This window comes from Streptomyces xanthophaeus, assembly GCF_000725805.1.
Taxonomy (GTDB): domain Bacteria; phylum Actinomycetota; class Actinomycetes; order Streptomycetales; family Streptomycetaceae; genus Streptomyces; species Streptomyces xanthophaeus.
The window spans coordinates 71,683-88,501 of sequence record NZ_KL647136.1 but is presented as its reverse complement, the minus strand read 5'-3'; the positions used below and the strand labels follow the sequence as shown (position 1 = coordinate 88,501).

Sequence of the window (16,819 nt, the reverse complement as noted above, 5' to 3'; positions counted from 1 at the left end):
GGCCACCCTAAGGGCGCCGGCCTAGGCGGCGTCCTGCGGGCCGCGCAGCAGGGTCAGGAAGGAGCGGAAGGCGGCGGGCATGTCCACCGATTCCGGGGCCAGCAGCCACTGGTACTGGAGGCCGTCCATGACCGCCGTCAGCAGCGGGGCGGCCTGTTCCGGGGTGAGGCCGGAGGGGAGCCGGTCGCCGAACTCGGCGCGCAGGACCGCGGCCGTCTCCGAACGGACCTGGGCGTAGCGCTCGGTGAAGAACTCCCGCGCCGGATGGCCGTCGGTGACGCTCTCGCCCAGCAGCGCCGAGAAGGTCTGCACGATCCCCGGGCGCATGGAGTTGTACTCCACCAGCGAGGCCAGCAGGTCCAGGCGCCAGGCGCCGGCCGAGGCGCGCGAGCCGCCGCCGGTGTCCCAGCGGTCGCGCTCCTCCAGCACCGCGACCAGCAGCGCCTCCTTGGTGGGGAAGTAGTGCAGCAGCCCCTGCTGGGTCAGTCCCACGCGCTCGGCCACCGCGCCCAGGGACGCGCCCCGGTAGCCGCGCTCCGCGATCACCTCCAGGGCCGCGCGGACGATCTCGCCGCGCCGCTCCTCGCTCCTCGCCCTGACCATCGCCCCGGCACCCCTTTCCGTCCGTACCCGCCAGCAGGACCGTACGACATCTCGATATCACGAATGGATTACGAACCCTACCGCTCTACAGGGAGGAGGTCCACGATGGGGGCACCGCACACCCCCCGCGCACCGCACCCGACGAGGAGGCACGGCCGTGACCGATGCCGATCAGGCCCGCGAACAGATCAGCGGACAGACCCGCGGACAGACCCGCGAACAGACCCGCCAGGACGCCGTGGAGACGGCCCTCGGCAAGCTGGACCTCGACACCAAGGCCCGCCTGCTGGCCGGCCAGGACATGTGGTCCCTGCCCGCCGTCCCCGGGATCGGGCTGAAGTCCCTGGTCATGTCCGACGGCCCCATCGGGGTGCGCGGCGTGCGCTGGACCGCCGACGACCCGTCCGTCGCCCTGCCGTCCCCGACCGCGCTCGCCGCGGCCTGGGACCCGGCGCTGGCCCGCCGGGCCGGACGCCTCCTGGCGCAGGAGGCCCGGCGCAAGGGCGTCCACGTCCTGCTCGCACCCACGGTCAACCTGCACCGCTCCCCGCTCGGCGGCCGCCACTTCGAGTGCTACTCCGAGGACCCGCTCCTCACCGGGGCCGTCGGCAGCGGTTACGTGAACGGGGTCCAGGACGGCGGCGTCGGCACCACGGTCAAGCACTTCGTCGGCAACGACGCCGAGACCGAGCGGTTCACCGTCGACTGCGCCATCGCCCCGCGCCCGCTGCGCGAGCTGTACCTGGCGCCCTTCGAGGCCATCGTCGCCAATGCCCACCCCTGGGGCATCATGACCTCCTACAACCGGGTCAACGGCACGACCATGACCGAGCACCGGTACCTCGTGAACGAAGTCCTGCGCGGCGAATGGGGCTTCGACGGGTACAACGTCTCCGACTGGATGGCCGCCCGCTCCACCGCCGGTGACATCGAAGGCGGCCTGGACGTGGCCATGCCCGGCCCGCAGACCGTCTACGGGCCCGCCCTCGCCGAAGCCGTCCGCTCGGGCGAGGTCGCCGAGGCCACCGTCGACGGGGCGGTGCGCAACGTCCTGCGCCTCGCCGCCCGCGTGGGCCTCCTGGAGGGCGCCCCCGCCGTCGTCGCCGAGCCCCCCGCCCACCTCGACGGCCAGGCCCTCGCCCGCGAACTGGCCGTCCGCGGCTCCGTCCTGGTCCGCAACGAGAACGGCGCCCTGCCGCTGGACGCCGCCGCGGGCGGCTCGGTCGCCCTCATCGGCGCCGCCGCCCGCTCCGCCCGGGTCCTCGGCGGCGGCTCCGCCACCGTGTTCCCCGAGCGCATCGTCTCCCCGCTCGACGGCCTCACCGCCGCCCTCCCCGAAGGTGCGCTCACCTTCACCGTGGGCGCCGACCCCTCCGACGAGCTGTCCCCCGCCGACCAGGGCTTCGAGCTGCGGGCCGTCTGCCGCGACGCCTCCGGCGCCGTCCTCGGCACGGGCAGCCTGCCCTCCGGCCAGGTCCAGTGGATCGGCGACGACCTGCCCGAAGGCGCGGCCTACGAGACCATGGCGAGCATCGAGGTCACCGGCCGGTTCGTGCCCCGCGAGAGCGGGGAGCACTCCTTCGGCACCCGCGGGCTCGGCGCCTTCGCCCTGAGCGTCGGCGGGACGCCCCTGTGGGAGGGCGTCCAGGAGATGGGCGACGAGGCCGACCCCTTCGAGGCCTTCTTCGGGGCCCCCGCCGAACGTGCCCGCACCACCCTCACCGAGGGCGAGCCTGTCGAGGTGTCGCTGACTTACCAGGTCCCCGACATGACCGCGATGCCGCTCAAGGCGATCATGTTCTCCCTGCTCCACCTCGGCCCGCGCCGCGACGCCGACGAGCTGATCGCCGAGTCCGTGGCCGCCGCCCGCGCCGCCGACACCGCCGTCGTGGTCGTCGCCACCACCGAGCGCGTGGAGTCCGAGGGCTTCGACCGCCGCGACCTGCGCCTGCCGGGCCGCCAGGACGACCTGGTGAGCGCCGTCGCCGCCGCCAACCCGAACACCGTGGTCGTCGTCAACGCGGGCTCCCCGGTGGAGCTCCCCTGGCGCGAGGACGTGGCCGCGGTGCTGCTGACCTGGTTCCCCGGGCAGGAGGGCGGGGCCGCGCTGGCCGACGTACTCCTCGGGGACGCCGAGCCGGGCGGGCGGCTGCCCACCACCTGGCCCGCGGAGTTCGCCGACGCCCCCGTCACCGAGGTCGTGCCCACCGAGGGGCGGCTGGAGTACGGCGAGGGGCTCTTCATCGGCTACCGGGCCTACGAGAAGCACGGCGTCACCCCGGCCTACCCCTTCGGGCACGGCCTCGGTTACACGGACTGGTCCTACGAGTCCCTGGAGGTCACCCCCGACAGCGTCCGGGTCCGCCTCACCAACACCGGCACCCGGCCCGGCCGCGAGACCGTACAGGTCTACGTGGCGCCCCTGGCCGACACCGTGGAACGCCCGGCGAGCTGGCTGGCCGGCTTCGCGGGCGTCGAGGCGGGCCCCGGTGAGAGCGTGGAGACCGAGATCCCGCTGCCCGCCCGGGCCTTCGAGATCTGGGACGAGGAGGCCCGCGGCTGGCGGCCGGTCGCGGGCTCCTACGAGGTCCGCGCGAGCCACTCGCACGCGGACACGCGGCTGAAGGCCACGCTCGACGTGACGTGACACACCGTAGCCTCCGAAATGGCCGGAAATCACCCCTGATACGGCCCCGAGAACAGGGCCGGGGGCGGGACCTGACACCCGCCCCCGGCCCGCCCGGACCGGCTGCGCGGCCCCCGCGTCAACGTGGCGGTTCGGCGGCCGTCACCTGGCGGTGGGCGAGTTCTGCGAGCCGGGCCTGCCCGTCCTTGCCCGGGTGGAACCAGTCCCAGTGGCTCAACTGCTCCGCCGAGAACGGGTACTGGAAGACCGCCCCGCCGTCGTAGCGGCACAGCGGGTCCTTCCCGCAGACCTCGCGCAGCACCTCGTTGTACTCCACCACCCGCGCCCGCACCTGCTCGCGCCGGGCGGTCGCCCCCGAGGCCGCCGACAGCGGATCGGCGAGCATCGACTGGCAGATGCCCAGCTTCCAGATCTGCCGGACCATCGGGAGGTCCTTGCCCTGCTCCCACAGCCGCTGGAGGTCCGGCACGCTGGACACGTACACCTGGGTGGTGGGGGAGGCGGTCCGCAGCTCCGTGAGGGCCTTCTCGAAACCGGCCCGGAAATCCGCCACCGGGGTCATCGACGAAGCCGTGGGCCGGCAGGCGTCGTTCGAGCCCACCATCACCGTGACCAGGTCGGGCTTGTGTGCCGCGGCCGAGACCAGCTGTCCCGAGAGGTCCGCCATCCGCGAGCCGGTCACCGCGTAGTTCCAGCTCCGCGCCGGCGCTTCGGCGTCGCCCAGCAGCCGGGTGGCGAGGGAGAGCACCGCGGGGTCGTTGCCGGTGGCCCAGGAGACCTCGGGGCAGTCGGCCAGGACCGAACAGGCGTCGAAACCACGGGTGATGGAGTCGCCCACCGCCGCGATCGAGGCGGGCGCGGTGTTCCAGCGCGGTGCGGCCTGCGCCCCGCGCTCACCCTCCTCCTGCTTCCCCTGCGACTGGCACCCCGTCACCGCACCGGCCAGGAGGGCGATCGCCGCCCCTGTGCCCACGAGGGTCCGGCGCGCCCTGCGGCGCGGAGCGGTGGTGCGCATCGGGTCGGTCCCCTTCTTGTCGCCCCGGTTTCGTACGGGGGCGTCCTGCTGAGTGAAAGCTGTGTGATTACGGGCCTTGGAGCGACCGTACGTCACACCATGACCCCTGACTCACGGTAGCTTTTTCCCGTGGCGTTTCGGCCGCAAGTCCCGTAGCGCAATGTCAAATAATTTCCGTTACATTACATCACGTCACATACTGTCCGTTTTCTGGAGTTTATTCCCGACCTCGTCCCATACTGGAGGTCCAGGTGACGACACGTGGAGTTCTGTACGTGCATTCCGCACCGCGCGCGCTCTGCCCGCACGTGGAATGGGCTGTGGCGGGCGTGCTCGGGGTGCGGGTGAACCTCGACTGGATCAGGCAGCCCGCCTCCCCGGGCACCTGGAGAGCCGAGTTCTCCTGGCAGGCCGAAGCGGGCACCGCTTCGAAACTCGCCTCCGCGCTGCGCGGCTGGCACCTCCTGCGCTTCGAGGTGACCGCGGAACCCTGCCCGACCTCCGAGGGCGAGCGCTACAGCTCCACCCCCGAGCTCGGCATCTTCCACGCCGTCACCGGCATGCACGGCGACATCCTGATCCCCGAGGACCGGCTGCGCGCCGCCCTCGCCCGCTCCGCACGCGGCGAGACCGATCTGGAGGCCGAGATCGCCAAGCTGCTCGGCAAACCCTGGGACGACGAGCTGGAGCCCTTCCGCTACGCGGGCGAGGGCGCCCCGGTCCGCTGGCTCCACCAGGTGGTCTGACCCCTCGCTCAACGCAGAAGGCCCACCCGGAATCACCCGGGTGGGCCTTCTGCGGTGTTCAGACGACGAACACCGCAACCATCAATTGAGCAACCCCCGCGGCGAGCAACCACGTCCGCGAGAGCGGCGCCGGTGTAGGCGCACTAGACAGTGCGGAACGCCAGGGTGACGTTGTGGCCGCCGAAGCCGAAGGAGTTGTTGATCGCGGAGATCGGGCCGTCGGCCGGCAGCTTGCGCGGCTCGTCGCGCACGATGTCCGCGTCGATGTCGTCGTCGAGCTCGTCGACGTTGATCGTCGGCGGGGCGAGGCGGTGGTACAGCGCGAGGACGGTCGCGACGGTCTCGATGCCGCCGGCACCGCCCAGCAGGTGACCGGTCATCGACTTGGTCGCGGAGATCGCGATGTGGTCGAGGTCGTCGCCCAGGACCTTGCGCAGGGCCTTCAGCTCGGCCGTGTCACCCTGCGGGGTCGACGTGGCGTGCGCGTTCAGGTGGACCAGCTCGGCCGGGTCGAGGCCCGTGTTGTCGAGCAGGTTCTGCACGGCGGCGGCGACACCGCGGCCGGTCGGCTCGGGCTGCGCGATGTGGTGGCTGTCCGCGGACAGACCCTGGCCCAGCACCTCGCAGTAGACCCGGGCGCCGCGTGCTGCGGCGTGCTCCGCGGACTCCAGGACGACGACGCCCGCGCCCTCGCCGAGGACGAAGCCGTCGCGGGCCTTGTCGTAGGGGCGGGAGGCCTGCTGGGGGTTCTCGTTGTTCTTGGACATCGCCATCATGTTGGCGAAGGCGGCGATCGGCAGCGGGTGGATGGCCGCCTCGGTGCCGCCCGCGACGACCACGTCGGCACGGCCGGTGCGGATCATCTCGACGGCGTAGCCGATGGCCTCGGCGCCGGAGGCGCACGCGCTGACCGGGGTGTGCACGCCCGCGCGGGCGTTCACCTCCAGGCCCACGTTGGCCGACGGGCCGTTCGGCATGAGCATGGGGACGGTGTGCGGGGAGACCCGGCGCACACCCTTCTCCTTCAGTACGTCGTACTGGTCGAGCAGGGTCGTCACGCCACCGATGCCGGAGGCGATCACGGTGCCCAGCCGCTCGGGGGCGACGGCCTCGTCCTCACCGGCCGGGGCCGTGTAACCGGCGTCGGCCCAGGCCTCGCGGGCCGCGATGACGGCGAACTGCGCCGAGCGGTCCAGCTTGCGGGCCAGCGGTCGGGGCAGGACCTCGCTGGGGTCCACGGCGGCTGCGGCGGCGATACGGACCGGGAGTTCGGCGAAGCGCTCGCCCTCCAGGGGCTTTACGCCGGAACGGCCGGCGAGCAGACCTTCCCAGGTCGAAGCGCTGTCGCCACCCAGCGGAGTGGTTGCGCCGATACCGGTGACGACCACGGTGCGATTGGTCGGGCTCACAGGAATTCTTTCTCCACGTCTCAGGGGGTGCTGAATTGTCACGGCGCCACCGCCAGGTGGCGACAAACGCTCGTCAGGCTCAGGCCTGGTGCTTCAGGATGTAGTCGGCAGCGTCGCCGACCGTCTTGAGGTTCTTGACGTCCTCGTCGGGGATCTTGACGTCGAAGCGCTCTTCGGCGGCGACGACGACCTCGACCATGGACAGGGAGTCGACGTCCAGGTCGTCGGTGAACGACTTCTCGATCGCGACGTCCTCGGTGGGGATGCCGGCGATCTCGTTGACGATCTCCGCGAGACCCGAGACGATTTCTTCCTGCGTGGCGGCCATGTGGCGCTCCTTCTCTAGCTGACTGGGTACGCGGACCGGGAAAAGGATCCCGGTCCTAGGGGAGGGTAACGACCGTCGCGGCGTAGACGAGTCCCGCCCCGAAGCCGATGACGAGCGCGGTGTCGCCGCTCTTCGCCGCTCCGGTCGCCAGGAGCCGCTCCATAGCGAGCGGGATCGAGGCGGCCGAGGTGTTGCCGGTGGTCTCCACGTCACGGGCGACCGTGACGTGTTCCGGCAGCTTCAGAGTCTTCACCATCGAGTCGATGATCCGCATGTTTGCCTGGTGCGGAATGAAGACATCCAGGTCGTCGGCGGTGATTCCGGCGGCGTCGAGCGCCTGCTGGGCCACCTTGGCCATCTCGAAGACGGCCCAGCGGAAGACCGCCTGACCCTCCTGCGTGATGGCCGGGAACTTCTCGCCGCCGTCCTTGCCGAGGTATTCGTCCCACGGCACGGTCTGCTTGATGGTGTCGGACTTGTCGCCCTCCGAACCCCACACCGTGGGGCCGATGGCCGGCTCGTCCGAGGGGCCGACGACCACGGCGCCCGCGCCGTCACCGAACAGGAAGGCCGTCGCGCGGTCCTCCAGGTCGGTGAGGTCCGAGAGCCGCTCCACGCCGATCACGAGGACGTACTCGGCGGAACCTTCCACCACCAGGCCCTTGGCCAGCGTCAGCCCGTAGCCGAAGCCGGCGCAGCCCGCGGAGATGTCGAAGGCGGCGGGCTTGCCCGCACCGATCCGGTGCGCGATCTCGGTCGCGACGGCGGGGGTCTGCTTGAAGTGCGAGACCGTCGAGACGATCACGGCACCGATCTTCTCCGGTGCGACACCGGCGTCGGCCAGCGCCTTGCCCGAGGCCTCCACCGACATCGCGGCGACCGTCTCCTGGGCCGAGGCCCAGTGCCGGGTGGCGATGCCGGAGCGGGACCGGATCCACTCGTCGGAGGAGTCGATCGTCTCGAGGATGACCTCGTTGGGCACCACGCGGGTCGGGCGGTAACCGCCGACACCGAGGATGCGGGCGTACGGGGAGCCCTTGGCCGGCTTGATCTTGGACATGCTGAGTGGGCTCCTTCTCTCAGGCCGAGTGCTCTGCGATGAGAGCCGCGGCCTTGTCGAGATCGTCCGGGGTCTTCAGGGCGACGCTCGGTACGCCCTTCAGTGCCCGCTTGGCCAGGCCCGTGAGCGTGCCGCCGGGGCTGAGCTCGATGATCCCGGTGACGCCCAGGGAGGCGAACGTCTCCATGCACAGGTCCCAGCGGACCGGGTTCGCGACCTGGCCGACCAGGCGGGCGACGACGTCGGCTCCCGTGGTCACGACTTGGCCGTCCTTGTTGGAGACGTACGTCAGCGCCGGGTCGGCCGGGGCGAGGGCCTCCGCGGCCTTCTCCAGCGCGGCGACCGCGGGGGCCATGTGATGCGTGTGGAACGCGCCCGCGACCTTGAGGGCGACGACCTTGATGGTGCCTTCGGGCTTCTCGGCGACCAGCGCGGCGATCTGCTCCGCGGTGCCGGCGGCCACGATCTGGCCCGCTCCGTTGATGTTGGCCGGGGTCAGGCCGAGCTTCTCCAGATGTGCGACCACTACGTCGGGGTCCCCGCCGAGGATCGCGGCCATGCCCGTCTCGGTGACGGCGGCGGCCTCTGCCATGCCCAGCCCGCGGGTGCGGACGAAGGACAGGGCGTCGGCGTCGGACAGCACCCCCGCGTACGCGGCGGCGGTGATCTCACCGACGCTGTGGCCCGCGACGGCGCCGAAGGCCGTGCGGGAGCCGAGCGCGGAGGCCGAGAGCAGACCCGCGGCGACCAGCAGTGGCTGGGCCACCGCCGTGTCGAGGATCTCGTCGGCGCCGGCGTGCGTGCCGTAGTGGGCAAGGTCGAGCCCGATGGCGTCGGACCAGGCGGCGACGCGGTCAGCGGCGCCGGGAAGGTCGAGCCAGGGAGTCAGGAAGCCAGGCGTCTGGGCGCCTTGGCCGGGAGCGACGAGTACGAGCACCCTCACACTCTCTCTTGTGGATGGTCCCTGCCGCCCGTGGGGACAGGGACCAAGAACGGCCGGGGTAATTGTTGATGTCCGACAAAAGTCTAGGACTGCGGATCTCCGTCGGCCAGACGCCCGAGGATCAGGGCGATTCGCAGAGTGAACGCCGAACGGACATCTGAGGGCGACCAGCCGGTGACGTCGGTCACACGTCGCAGCCGGTAGCGCACCGTATTGGGGTGCACGAACAGCATGCGGGCAGCCCCTTCGAGACTGCTCGCCTGCTCCAGGTAAACGCTGAGCGTCTCCAGCAGGGCCGAGCCCGCTTCTTCGAGCGGTCTGTAGATCTCCTCTACCAACTGCTCCCGCGCAGCCGGATCCGAGGCGATCGCGCGTTCGGGCAGGAGATCGTCTGCCAGCACCGGCCGGGGAGCGTCCTGCCAGGCCGTGCACGCCTTCAGCCCGGCGGCCGCCGCCTGCGCCGACTTCGTCGCGTTCAGCAGGTCGGGAACCACCGGACCGGCCACCACCGGACCCGCGGCGAACGGCCCGATCAGCGACTTCGCCACCTGCATCGGATTGTCGCTGCCGCCCGCGATGACGACCAGGCGGTCCCCGAGCACACCCGTGAGGACCTGGAGCTTGTGGTGCCGGGCCGCCCGCCGGATCGCCTCGACCGTCAGCTCGCTGTCGCCCTCCGGCGCGGTCCCCAGGACCACGCACACGTGCTCGGGGGAGTTCCAGCCCAGCGCCGCGGCCCGCGACAGCGCACCCTCGTCGGCCTCCCCGGACAGCACCGCGTTGACGACGAGGGACTCCAGGCGGGCGTCCCACGCCCCGCGCGCCTCGGCGGCCTGCGCGTACACCTGGGCGGTCGCGAAGGCGATCTCCCGGGCGTACACCAGCAGCGCCTCGCGCAGGATCTGCTCGTCGCCCGGGGCCGCGACCTCGTCGATCGCGGTCTCCATGACCTCGATCGTGGTGCGGACCATCTCCACGGTCTGGCGCAGGGTGATCGCCCGGGTCAGCTCCCGCGGAGCCGTCCCGAAGACGTCGGTGGAGATCGCCTGTGGAGTCTCCGGGTGCCGGAACCACTCCGTGAACGCGGCGATGCCGGCCTGGGCGACCAGGCCGATCCATGAGCGGTTCTCCGGGGGCATCGCCCGGTACCACGGCAGGGTCTCGTCCATCCGCGCGATCGCGTTCGCGGCGAGCCGGCCGGAGGACTTCTCCAGCCGGCGCAGCGTCGCGGTGTGCGGATGGGCGGGAGCGGGATGCGCGGCGTGTGTCGCGGGGGAATGCTCACGTTCGGGTTGAGGCACGTGACAAGACTGCCTTATCGGGACGGCTGTGCGGAGTCCGGTCCCGGCCGCGGGGTCTACCGTGGCCTCCATGATTGATGTACGACGCGGCGCGGACCGGTACGAGGGAGGGGACCCGGCGACGGGGATCACCACCCGGCACGCCTTCTCCTTCGGGTCGTACTACGACCCGGACAACCTGCGCTTCGGCCCGGTCCTGGCCTGCAACGAGGAGACCCTCGCCCCGGGCGCGGGCTTCGACGAGCACCCCCACAGCCACACCGAGATCGTGACCTGGGTCGTCGAGGGCGAGCTCACCCACAGGGACAGCACGGGGGAGAGCGGCCGGGTCGGGCCCGGGGACGTGCAGTACCTCGGCGCCGGCTCCGGGGCCCGGCACGTGGAGCGCAACGACGGCGCCACGCGGCTGCGCTTCGTCCAGACGTGGCTCGCGCCGCTCACCCCGGGCGGCGAGCCCTCGTACGAGGTGGTCAGGGGGCTGCCCGAGGGCACGCCCTACAAGGTCCCCGCGGCCGGGGCGGTCCTGCACGTGCGGCGGCCCGGCGCGGGCGAGCGGGTGCACGTACCGGACGCCGAGCGGGTCTACCTGCACGTGGTGCGCGGGGACCTGCGTCTCGACGGCGAGGAGCTGGGCCCCGGGGACTCGGCGCGGATCACCGGCGAACACGGCCTGGAGATCACCGCGGGGTCCCCGGGGGAAGTGCTGATCTGGGAGCTTCCCTGACGGGTGGTGCCAGGGCTAGCGGGAGCCCAGTTCGGCGAGCACCGCGTCGGTGAAGGGCGGCCAGGCCTCGACGGCCCACGGCCCGAAGGCGCGGTCGGTCAGCGCCACGCACGCGGCGCGGGCGTCCGGGTCCACCCACAGGAAGGTGCCGGACTGGCCGAAGTGGCCGAAGGTCCGCGGCGAGGACGAGCCGCCCGTCCAGTGCGGGGACTTGCCGTCGCGGATCTCCAGGCCGAGGCCCCAGTCGTTGGGGGACTGGTGCCCGTAGCCGGGCAGGACGCCCTTGAGGCCGGGGTGCACGACGGTGGTGGCCGCGGCGACCGTACGGACGTCGAGCAGCCGGGGTGCCTGGAGTTCGGCGGCGAAGCGGACCAGGTCCGAGACGGTGGAGACGCCGTCCTTGGCGGGGGAGCCCTCCAGGGCGGAGGAGGTCATGCCCAGCGGCTCGAAGACGGCCTGGTGCAGGTACTCCGCGAAGGGGATGCCGGTCGCCTTGGCGATGTGGTCGCCGAGGACCTCGAAGCCGGCGTTCGAGTACAGCCGGCGCTGCCCGGGCGGGGCCGTCACCCGGTGCTCGTCGAAGGCCAGGCCGCTGGTGTGCGCGAGCAGGTGACGGACCGTCGAACCCTCGGGCCCGGCCGCCTCGTCCAGCTCGATCGCGCCTTCCTCGTACGCGACGAGGGCCGCGTACGCGGCGAGCGGCTTGGTGACCGAGGCCAGCGGGAAGCGGTGGTCGACCGGTCCGTGGGAACCGGCCAGGGTCCCGTCGGCCCGTACGACGGCCGCCGCGGCGGACGGCACCGGCCAGGTCTCGATGATCCGCAGGCTTTCCATGCTGTTGACGGCCTCCAAGCTCTCCATGCGGCCGAGCCTACTTGCTTGGAGTGCACTCCAGGGTTTTAGCGTGGGGCCATGAGCCAGAGCCTGACGCAGACGCGGTACACGATCAGCGAGGTCGAGGCCCGGACCGGTCTGACCCAGCACACCCTGCGCTGGTACGAGCGGATCGGCCTGATGCCGCACGTGGACCGCACCCACTCGGGCCAGCGCCGCTTCAGCGACCAGGACCTGCACTGGCTGGCGTTCGTGGGCAAGCTGCGCGCCACCGGGATGTCGGTGGCGGACATGGTGCGCTACGCCGAGCTGGTGCGGGCGGGCGAGCACACCGTCGACGAGCGCCGCGAGCTGCTGGAGCGGACGCGGCGCGAGGTGCGGGCCCGGCTCGCGGAGCTCACCGACGCGCTCGCCGTACTGGACTTCAAGATCGGGACGTACACGCGGAGCTCGTGCTCCGAGGCCGCCCGGCCCTGAGGCGCGAGCGACCGGGCCGCTGCGGGGTCAGGCGTCGGCCCCGGAGGTGAAACGGGCCCGCAGGGCCGCGTACTCGGCGTCCGTGAGCAGCCCCGCGTCGTGGAGTTCGCCCAGGTGGCGCAGCCGGTCGTCGCCGGGGCGGGGCCGGGGGACCGCACCGACCGGGGTGCGGCCGCGCAGGGCGGCGAGGACGGCCGCGGCGAAGGGCAGCGATTCGTGCACCGCCCCGTAGCCCACCCCGAAGACCGCGGTGGCGAGGTCGTGGTCCGGCCGGGGGTCGGCGGCGGGCTGCCGGGGTTCGCGCGGCAGCAGCCGCAGGTGGCCGCGCGAGCCCTCCGGGGAGGACCACTCCAGGCCGGTGAGGGCGGTCAGCGGGTAATGCTGGTCGCCCGCCTTCCACTTGGTGCCGGTGGCGCCCGTACGCGACCAGCGGAAGGTGACGGCCCGGCCGTCGAAGTCGAGCCGCGCGTCGTAGGCCTTCAGGTGCAGCGGCGGCTGCGGTGCGTCGACGAGGAAGCGCGGAGCCGGTTCGGCGGCGTCGGGCGAGAGGCGGGAGCGCAGCGCGTCGGCGAACGCGGCGGCGTGCGGGGCCCGTTCGCCCGGCAGCACCAGCCGGTACGGGTCGCAGGCCTCCCGCAGCTGCCCGGCGGCGGCCTCCATCAGCGGATCGGCGCCCGGCCGCGGCAGGGCGCGCAGCACCACCGTGTCCCGCTTCCCCGGGGTCAGCTCCACCCCGCACACCGCTTCCAAGGGGATCCGGCGCGAACCCAGGGCGTGAAGGAGCCTGGGCGTCCTCGGCGTGCGCAACCCCCGTGCGAAGCGGATGAGCACCGAGTCCGAGTCGAACTCCCAGACGGCATGGTTTCCGGCCAGTACGTCACCCATGCGGCACATGGTAAACGGCGGCGCCCCCACGCGTCCCCCTCGTTGCGGAGCCCGTTTTCGGGGCTCTACGCGCGTCAGTCCCCTTCGGTCCCGAAGATTCCACGGCTGCACTCGTCATCCGGGGCGGCGCAGACGACGGAACCGAATGCGCCGGTTCCGATTTTGGCGAAGTTGTCCACCGAGCTCGTACCTGGCGCGAAATAGCCGGTGTGACTCTTGGCCCCGGCCGAGGACAGCAGCCGCGCGCCGAAGTCCGGGGACACCGGATCGGCCCCGTGGCCCACTCCGCCGACCTCCAGGTGCGGTACGTCCTCGATCCAGTCGCCCTCGTCGCGCATCGCCCACACCCGGGCCGAGGTGCCCAGGCCCTCGACGTTCCCGGCGCGCATGCCGGGGCTGCCCGCCACCGCCAGGTCCGTCACCCGGTCCGGCAGTTCGTGCGCGGCGACCCCGCACACCACCGAGCCGTAGCTGTGGCAGAACAGGGCCACGGTCGAGTCCCCGGGCAGGGCCAGGGTCAGCGCCCGCAGCCGGACGGCGCCGTCGACGGCCATCCGGCCGGTGGCCGCGTCCATGCCGACCCCGGTGGGCGCGGTGTAACCGGCCCAGGCGATGACCGCGGTCCGGCCCTGCGGATCGGCGGCGCGCTCGGCCTCGTACAGGGACTGCGCCATGCCGACGGGGGCGGTGAACCGGCGCTGGGTGCGCTCGAAGGTGAGGACGTCGGTGTCGACGCCGGGGACGATCACCGAGACCCGGCGGGCCAGGTCGAGGTCGCCGAACACCTCGGCGACGCGGCCGCCGCCGGTGGGGTCGAAGGCGAGGATCTGCCGGCCGGGCTCGGCGAGCGAGGCGAAGCGGTGCGAGCGGCGGGTCGCCGCGCTGCGGTCGGCCGGGGTCAGCGCGACGTCGCGGCTGCGGGCGTCCTCGATCCGGCCGGCCTCGCGCAGGCCGTGCACGTTGGCCCGGTAGCGGGTCGTCACGGGAACCCCGTCGAGGTTGCCCACGACCAGCGGGTAGCTGTCGGCGAGGCGGGCCCGCTGGGCGTCGTCGAGCCCCGCGAAGAAGCGGGCCACCGTGCGCACGGGGGCGTCGGCGGACGGCACCGGGTGGCCGTCGATCCGGGCCGAGGCCCAGGCGGCGAGGGCGGTGGCCCGCAGCGGCGGCGCCGTCTCGGGGCGGTGCACGGCGGTCCAGCCGGTGGTCGCCAGCATGAGGAAGACCACCGCGAGCGCGAGCAGGATGCGCAGGGCGGCGGGGCGCGGGGCGGCTTCGGGAGCTGTGGGGAGGGCGGGGCCGGGCAGTTTCACTGGAACCAGCGTAGGAGACCCCTCGGCCTGACGGCGCGCCGGGTGACGCGGTTCACGGCCGCGCGTGCGGCCGGACGCGCGCGTGCGGATCAGAGCGCCCGCGGCCGTTCCGCGGCGGCCGGGCGGCTCCAGTCGGCCGCCAGGGCCGGGCCGATCTGGTCCAGATAGGCCTCGGTCATCCGGCGGATCCGGTCCACGCTGGCGTCCTCGCCCTGCCCCCAGAGCCGCCCGGTGACGCGCATCACACCCGAGAACGCGGCGACGGCCACCCGCGGCCGCGGGTCGGCGTCCACGTCCAGGCCCTCCCGGTCCGCGATCAGCCGGGAGATCCGCTCCTCCAGCTCGGCGGAGCGGCGCAGGTGCACGGCCACCAGCGCCGGGGTCGACTCGATCAGCTGGTAGCTGCGCATGTAGAGGTCGACGGGCACCACCTCGGAGATGGCCTCCTCGACGGTGTCCCAGGCGGCCAGCACGGCGTTGCGCATCGCCTCGAAGGGGCCCTCGGCCGCGGGCCGGGAGCTGAGCTCGGCGAAGAAGTGGGACTCGACGAGCTCCTGGACGGCGAAGGCGGCCTCTTCCTTGTTGGCGAAGTAGCGGAAGAAGGTGCGCTGGGAGACCTCCACCGCGTCGGTGATCTCGTCGACGGTGGTCCGTTCGTACCCCTGGGAGACGAACAGGAGCAGGGCGGCGCGCAGCAGGGCGTCCCGGGTGCGCCGCTTCTTGCGCTCGCGCAGTCCGGCCACCCGGCCCTCCGCGGGCCGTTCGTCGGTCATCACCGTGGGGGTCCTTCCTGCCGCTGATCTGACGCTGAGTGAGCGGTCAGGGTACCTGTGACCGACGTGACAGCGGCCGTCCTGCTCGCCCGTCTGTGAAGTGTCAGTCGCTGTCACTAGCCTGTACGCATGACTAGTCAGATCACCGTCGACGATCAGGTGCCCTCCAAGGAACCGGGCACGGCCCCGCTCCGGACCGGACTGCGCGGCCACCCCTGGCTGACCCTCTTCGCCGTCGCGATCGGCGTCATGATGGTCACCCTGGACGGCACGATCGTCGCCGTCGCCAACCCCGCGATCCAAAAGGACCTCGGCGCCTCCCTCGCCGAGGTGCAGTGGATCACCAACGGCTACCTGCTGGCCCTCGCCGTCTCCCTGATCACCGCGGGCAAGCTCGGTGACCGCTTCGGCCACCGCCAGACCTTCCTCATCGGCATAGCCGGCTTCGCCGTGTCCTCCGCGGCGATCGGCCTGTCCGAGGGCGTCGAGCTCGTCATCGGCTTCCGCGTCGCTCAGGGCCTGTTCGGCGCCCTCCTGATGCCCGCGGCCCTCGGCCTGCTGCGCGCCACCTTCCCCGCCGAGAAGCTCAACATGGCCATCGGCATCTGGGGCATGGTCATCGGCGCCTCCACCGCCGCCGGCCCCATCGTCGGCGGGCTGCTCGTCGAGCACGTCAGCTGGCAGTCCGTCTTCTTCATCAACGTGCCCGTGGGCATCGTGGCCCTGCTCTTCGGCCTGTTCATCCTGGTCGACCACCGGGCCGAGAACGCCCCGCGCTCCTTCGACCTGCTCGGCGTGCTGCTCCTGTCGGGCGCGATGTTCTCGCTGATCTGGGCCCTGATCAAGGCTGCCGAGTGGGGCTGGGGCGACTCCCGGACCCTCCTCTTCCTGGCCGCCGCCGTGCTCTGCTTCGGGCTCTTCACCTTCTGGGAGACCAAGGTCGCCGAACCGCTCATCCCGCTGGGCATGTTCCGCTCCCTGCCGCTGTCCGCGGGCACCGTCCTCATGGTGCTCATGGCCTTCGCCTTCATGGGAGGCCTGTTCTTCGTCACCTTCTACCTGCAGAACGTGCACGGCATGAGCCCCGTCGACAGCGGCCTGCACCTGCTGCCGCTGACCGGCATGATGATCATCGGTTCGCCGCTGGCCGGCGCCGCCATCACCAAGGTCGGGCCGCGCATCCCGCTCGTCGCCGGCATGGTCGCCACCGCCGCCGCCTGCTTCGGGATGGCCCGGCTCACCCCGGACACCGCGACCCTCACCATGTCCCTCTGGTTCGCCCTCCTCGGCCTCGGCCTCGCCCCCGTCATGGTCGGCGCCACCGAGGTCATCGTCGGCAACGCCCCGCTGGAGCTCTCCGGCGTGGCCGGCGGGCTCCAGCAGGCCGCCATGCAGGTCGGCGGCAGCCTCGGCACCGCCGTCCTCGGAGCGGTCATGGCCAGCACCGTCAGCAGCTCGTTCGGGGACAAGTGGCGGGCCGCCGAGCTGCCCCCGCTCGCCCCCGAGCAGCAGGAGCTCGCCGAGAAGGGCATCCAGGTGGGGATCGCCCCGGTGCCGCCGGAGGCCCCCGAGCAGGTCGCTCAGGCGATCACCCGGGTCGCGCACGACACCTTCGTGTCCGGCATGAGCACCGCCTTCACCGTCGCGGGCGTGGTCGCGGTCCTCGCCGCCGTCGTCGCCTGCTTCACCAAGCGCGGCGAGAACGCCGCAGCGGGCGCGGGCGCGGCCCACGTCTGAGCCCCGCCCCGGGCGCGGACGCGTGCC

16 protein-coding genes are annotated in these 16,819 nt (G+C 72.4%); 5 read left to right on the top strand and 11 right to left on the bottom strand.

All coding sequences use genetic code 11. The features are described from left to right. Positions 1–21 precede the first annotated feature (21 nt). Positions 22–603: a TetR/AcrR family transcriptional regulator gene (locus tag IO30_RS0137465; RefSeq protein ID WP_031150771.1), complete on the bottom strand. Its 582-nt coding sequence runs from the start codon at positions 601–603 to the stop codon at positions 22–24. A 157-nt stretch (positions 604–760) separates the two neighbouring features. Between IO30_RS0137465 and IO30_RS0137460 the strand changes: the two genes are divergently transcribed. Then, positions 761–3,250, top strand: coding sequence for a beta-glucosidase family protein (locus IO30_RS0137460; protein WP_373316503.1), 2,490 nt, complete (start codon positions 761–763; stop codon positions 3,248–3,250). Positions 3,251–3,368: 118 nt separating this feature from the next. Here the strand turns inward: IO30_RS0137460 and IO30_RS0137455 are convergent, their stop codons facing one another. Next, positions 3,369–4,265 (bottom strand): SGNH/GDSL hydrolase family protein, encoded by an 897-nt coding sequence (locus tag IO30_RS0137455; RefSeq protein WP_031150767.1) that lies wholly within the window; start codon positions 4,263–4,265, stop codon positions 3,369–3,371. A gap of 251 nt (positions 4,266–4,516) precedes the next feature. Here IO30_RS0137455 and IO30_RS0137450 point away from each other — a divergent pair, with 251 nt between their 5' ends. Continuing rightward, complete coding sequence (locus IO30_RS0137450) at positions 4,517–5,011, top strand: DUF3145 domain-containing protein (protein WP_031150765.1); 495 nt, start codon at positions 4,517–4,519, stop codon at positions 5,009–5,011. A 143-nt stretch (positions 5,012–5,154) separates the two neighbouring features. Here the strand turns inward: IO30_RS0137450 and fabF are convergent, their stop codons facing one another. The 5 genes from fabF to IO30_RS0137425 form a co-directional block, all read right to left on the bottom strand. Beyond that, positions 5,155–6,420, bottom strand: a complete 1,266-nt coding sequence (gene fabF / locus IO30_RS0137445) for a beta-ketoacyl-ACP synthase II (RefSeq protein WP_031150763.1) — start codon at positions 6,418–6,420, stop codon at positions 5,155–5,157. Positions 6,421–6,499: 79 nt separating this feature from the next. After that, on the bottom strand, positions 6,500–6,748 hold the full coding sequence (locus IO30_RS0137440; protein ID WP_031150759.1) for an acyl carrier protein: 249 nt from the start codon (positions 6,746–6,748) through the stop codon (positions 6,500–6,502). 55 nt (positions 6,749–6,803) lie between these two features. Further along, positions 6,804–7,808, bottom strand: a complete 1,005-nt coding sequence (locus tag IO30_RS0137435) for a ketoacyl-ACP synthase III (protein ID WP_031150757.1) — start codon at positions 7,806–7,808, stop codon at positions 6,804–6,806. A 19-nt stretch (positions 7,809–7,827) separates the two neighbouring features. Then, a complete protein-coding gene (locus IO30_RS0137430; protein WP_031150755.1) occupies positions 7,828–8,745 on the bottom strand; it encodes an ACP S-malonyltransferase in 918 nt (305 codons plus the stop codon). A gap of 89 nt (positions 8,746–8,834) precedes the next feature. Next, the gene (locus IO30_RS0137425) at positions 8,835–10,052 is read right to left on the bottom strand and encodes a PucR family transcriptional regulator (RefSeq protein WP_031150754.1); all 1,218 of its coding nucleotides are present in this window, start codon (positions 10,050–10,052) and stop codon (positions 8,835–8,837) included. A gap of 70 nt (positions 10,053–10,122) precedes the next feature. Here IO30_RS0137425 and IO30_RS0137420 point away from each other — a divergent pair, with 70 nt between their 5' ends. Beyond that, positions 10,123–10,776, top strand: a complete 654-nt coding sequence (locus IO30_RS0137420; RefSeq protein ID WP_031150752.1) for a pirin family protein — start codon at positions 10,123–10,125, stop codon at positions 10,774–10,776. A 15-nt stretch (positions 10,777–10,791) separates the two neighbouring features. Here the strand turns inward: IO30_RS0137420 and IO30_RS0137415 are convergent, their stop codons facing one another. Next, positions 10,792–11,610, bottom strand: coding sequence for a serine hydrolase domain-containing protein (locus tag IO30_RS0137415; RefSeq protein ID WP_031150751.1), 819 nt, complete (start codon positions 11,608–11,610; stop codon positions 10,792–10,794). Positions 11,611–11,688: 78 nt separating this feature from the next. On the opposite strand from IO30_RS0137415, the gene IO30_RS0137410 reads away from it, so the two are divergent. Then, positions 11,689–12,087, top strand: a complete 399-nt coding sequence (locus tag IO30_RS0137410; RefSeq protein WP_051859414.1) for a MerR family transcriptional regulator — start codon at positions 11,689–11,691, stop codon at positions 12,085–12,087. A 27-nt stretch (positions 12,088–12,114) separates the two neighbouring features. On the opposite strand, the gene IO30_RS0137405 is transcribed toward IO30_RS0137410, so the two are convergent. From IO30_RS0137405 to IO30_RS0137395, 3 genes are all read right to left on the bottom strand, one after another. Further along, entirely contained in the window at positions 12,115–12,972 is an 858-nt protein-coding gene (locus IO30_RS0137405) for a DUF4429 domain-containing protein (protein ID WP_031150747.1), read from the bottom strand. 74 nt (positions 12,973–13,046) lie between these two features. Beyond that, positions 13,047–14,276 (bottom strand): alpha/beta hydrolase, encoded by a 1,230-nt coding sequence (locus tag IO30_RS0137400; RefSeq protein WP_031150745.1) that lies wholly within the window; start codon positions 14,274–14,276, stop codon positions 13,047–13,049. Between the two features lie 95 nt (positions 14,277–14,371). Then, positions 14,372–15,055, bottom strand: coding sequence for a TetR/AcrR family transcriptional regulator (locus tag IO30_RS0137395; RefSeq protein ID WP_031150743.1), 684 nt, complete (start codon positions 15,053–15,055; stop codon positions 14,372–14,374). 129 nt (positions 15,056–15,184) lie between these two features. On the opposite strand from IO30_RS0137395, the gene IO30_RS0137390 reads away from it, so the two are divergent. Then, a complete protein-coding gene (locus tag IO30_RS0137390; protein ID WP_031150741.1) occupies positions 15,185–16,792 on the top strand; it encodes an MFS transporter in 1,608 nt (535 codons plus the stop codon). Positions 16,793–16,819: the final 27 nt, after the last annotated feature.

What these genes read in the sequence shown, in the direction of transcription:
- IO30_RS0137465 (WP_031150771.1), bottom strand. Translation starts at nt 603, where the DNA reads ATGGTCAGGGCGAGGAGCGAGGAGCGGCGCGGCGAGATCGTCCGCGCG.
- IO30_RS0137455 (WP_031150767.1), bottom strand. Translation starts at nt 4,265, where the DNA reads ATGCGCACCACCGCTCCGCGCCGCAGGGCGCGCCGGACCCTCGTGGGC.
- IO30_RS0137440 (WP_031150759.1), bottom strand. Translation starts at nt 6,748, where the DNA reads ATGGCCGCCACGCAGGAAGAAATCGTCTCGGGTCTCGCGGAGATCGTC.
- IO30_RS0137435 (WP_031150757.1), bottom strand. Translation starts at nt 7,808, where the DNA reads ATGTCCAAGATCAAGCCGGCCAAGGGCTCCCCGTACGCCCGCATCCTC.
- IO30_RS0137420 (WP_031150752.1), top strand. Translation starts at nt 10,123, where the DNA reads ATGATTGATGTACGACGCGGCGCGGACCGGTACGAGGGAGGGGACCCG.
- IO30_RS0137415 (WP_031150751.1), bottom strand. Translation starts at nt 11,610, where the DNA reads ATGGAAAGCCTGCGGATCATCGAGACCTGGCCGGTGCCGTCCGCCGCG.
- IO30_RS0137410 (WP_051859414.1), top strand. Translation starts at nt 11,689, where the DNA reads ATGAGCCAGAGCCTGACGCAGACGCGGTACACGATCAGCGAGGTCGAG.
- IO30_RS0137405 (WP_031150747.1), bottom strand. Translation starts at nt 12,972, where the DNA reads ATGGGTGACGTACTGGCCGGAAACCATGCCGTCTGGGAGTTCGACTCG.
- IO30_RS0137395 (WP_031150743.1), bottom strand. Translation starts at nt 15,055, where the DNA reads ATGACCGACGAACGGCCCGCGGAGGGCCGGGTGGCCGGACTGCGCGAG.
- IO30_RS0137390 (WP_031150741.1), top strand. Translation starts at nt 15,185, where the DNA reads ATGACTAGTCAGATCACCGTCGACGATCAGGTGCCCTCCAAGGAACCG.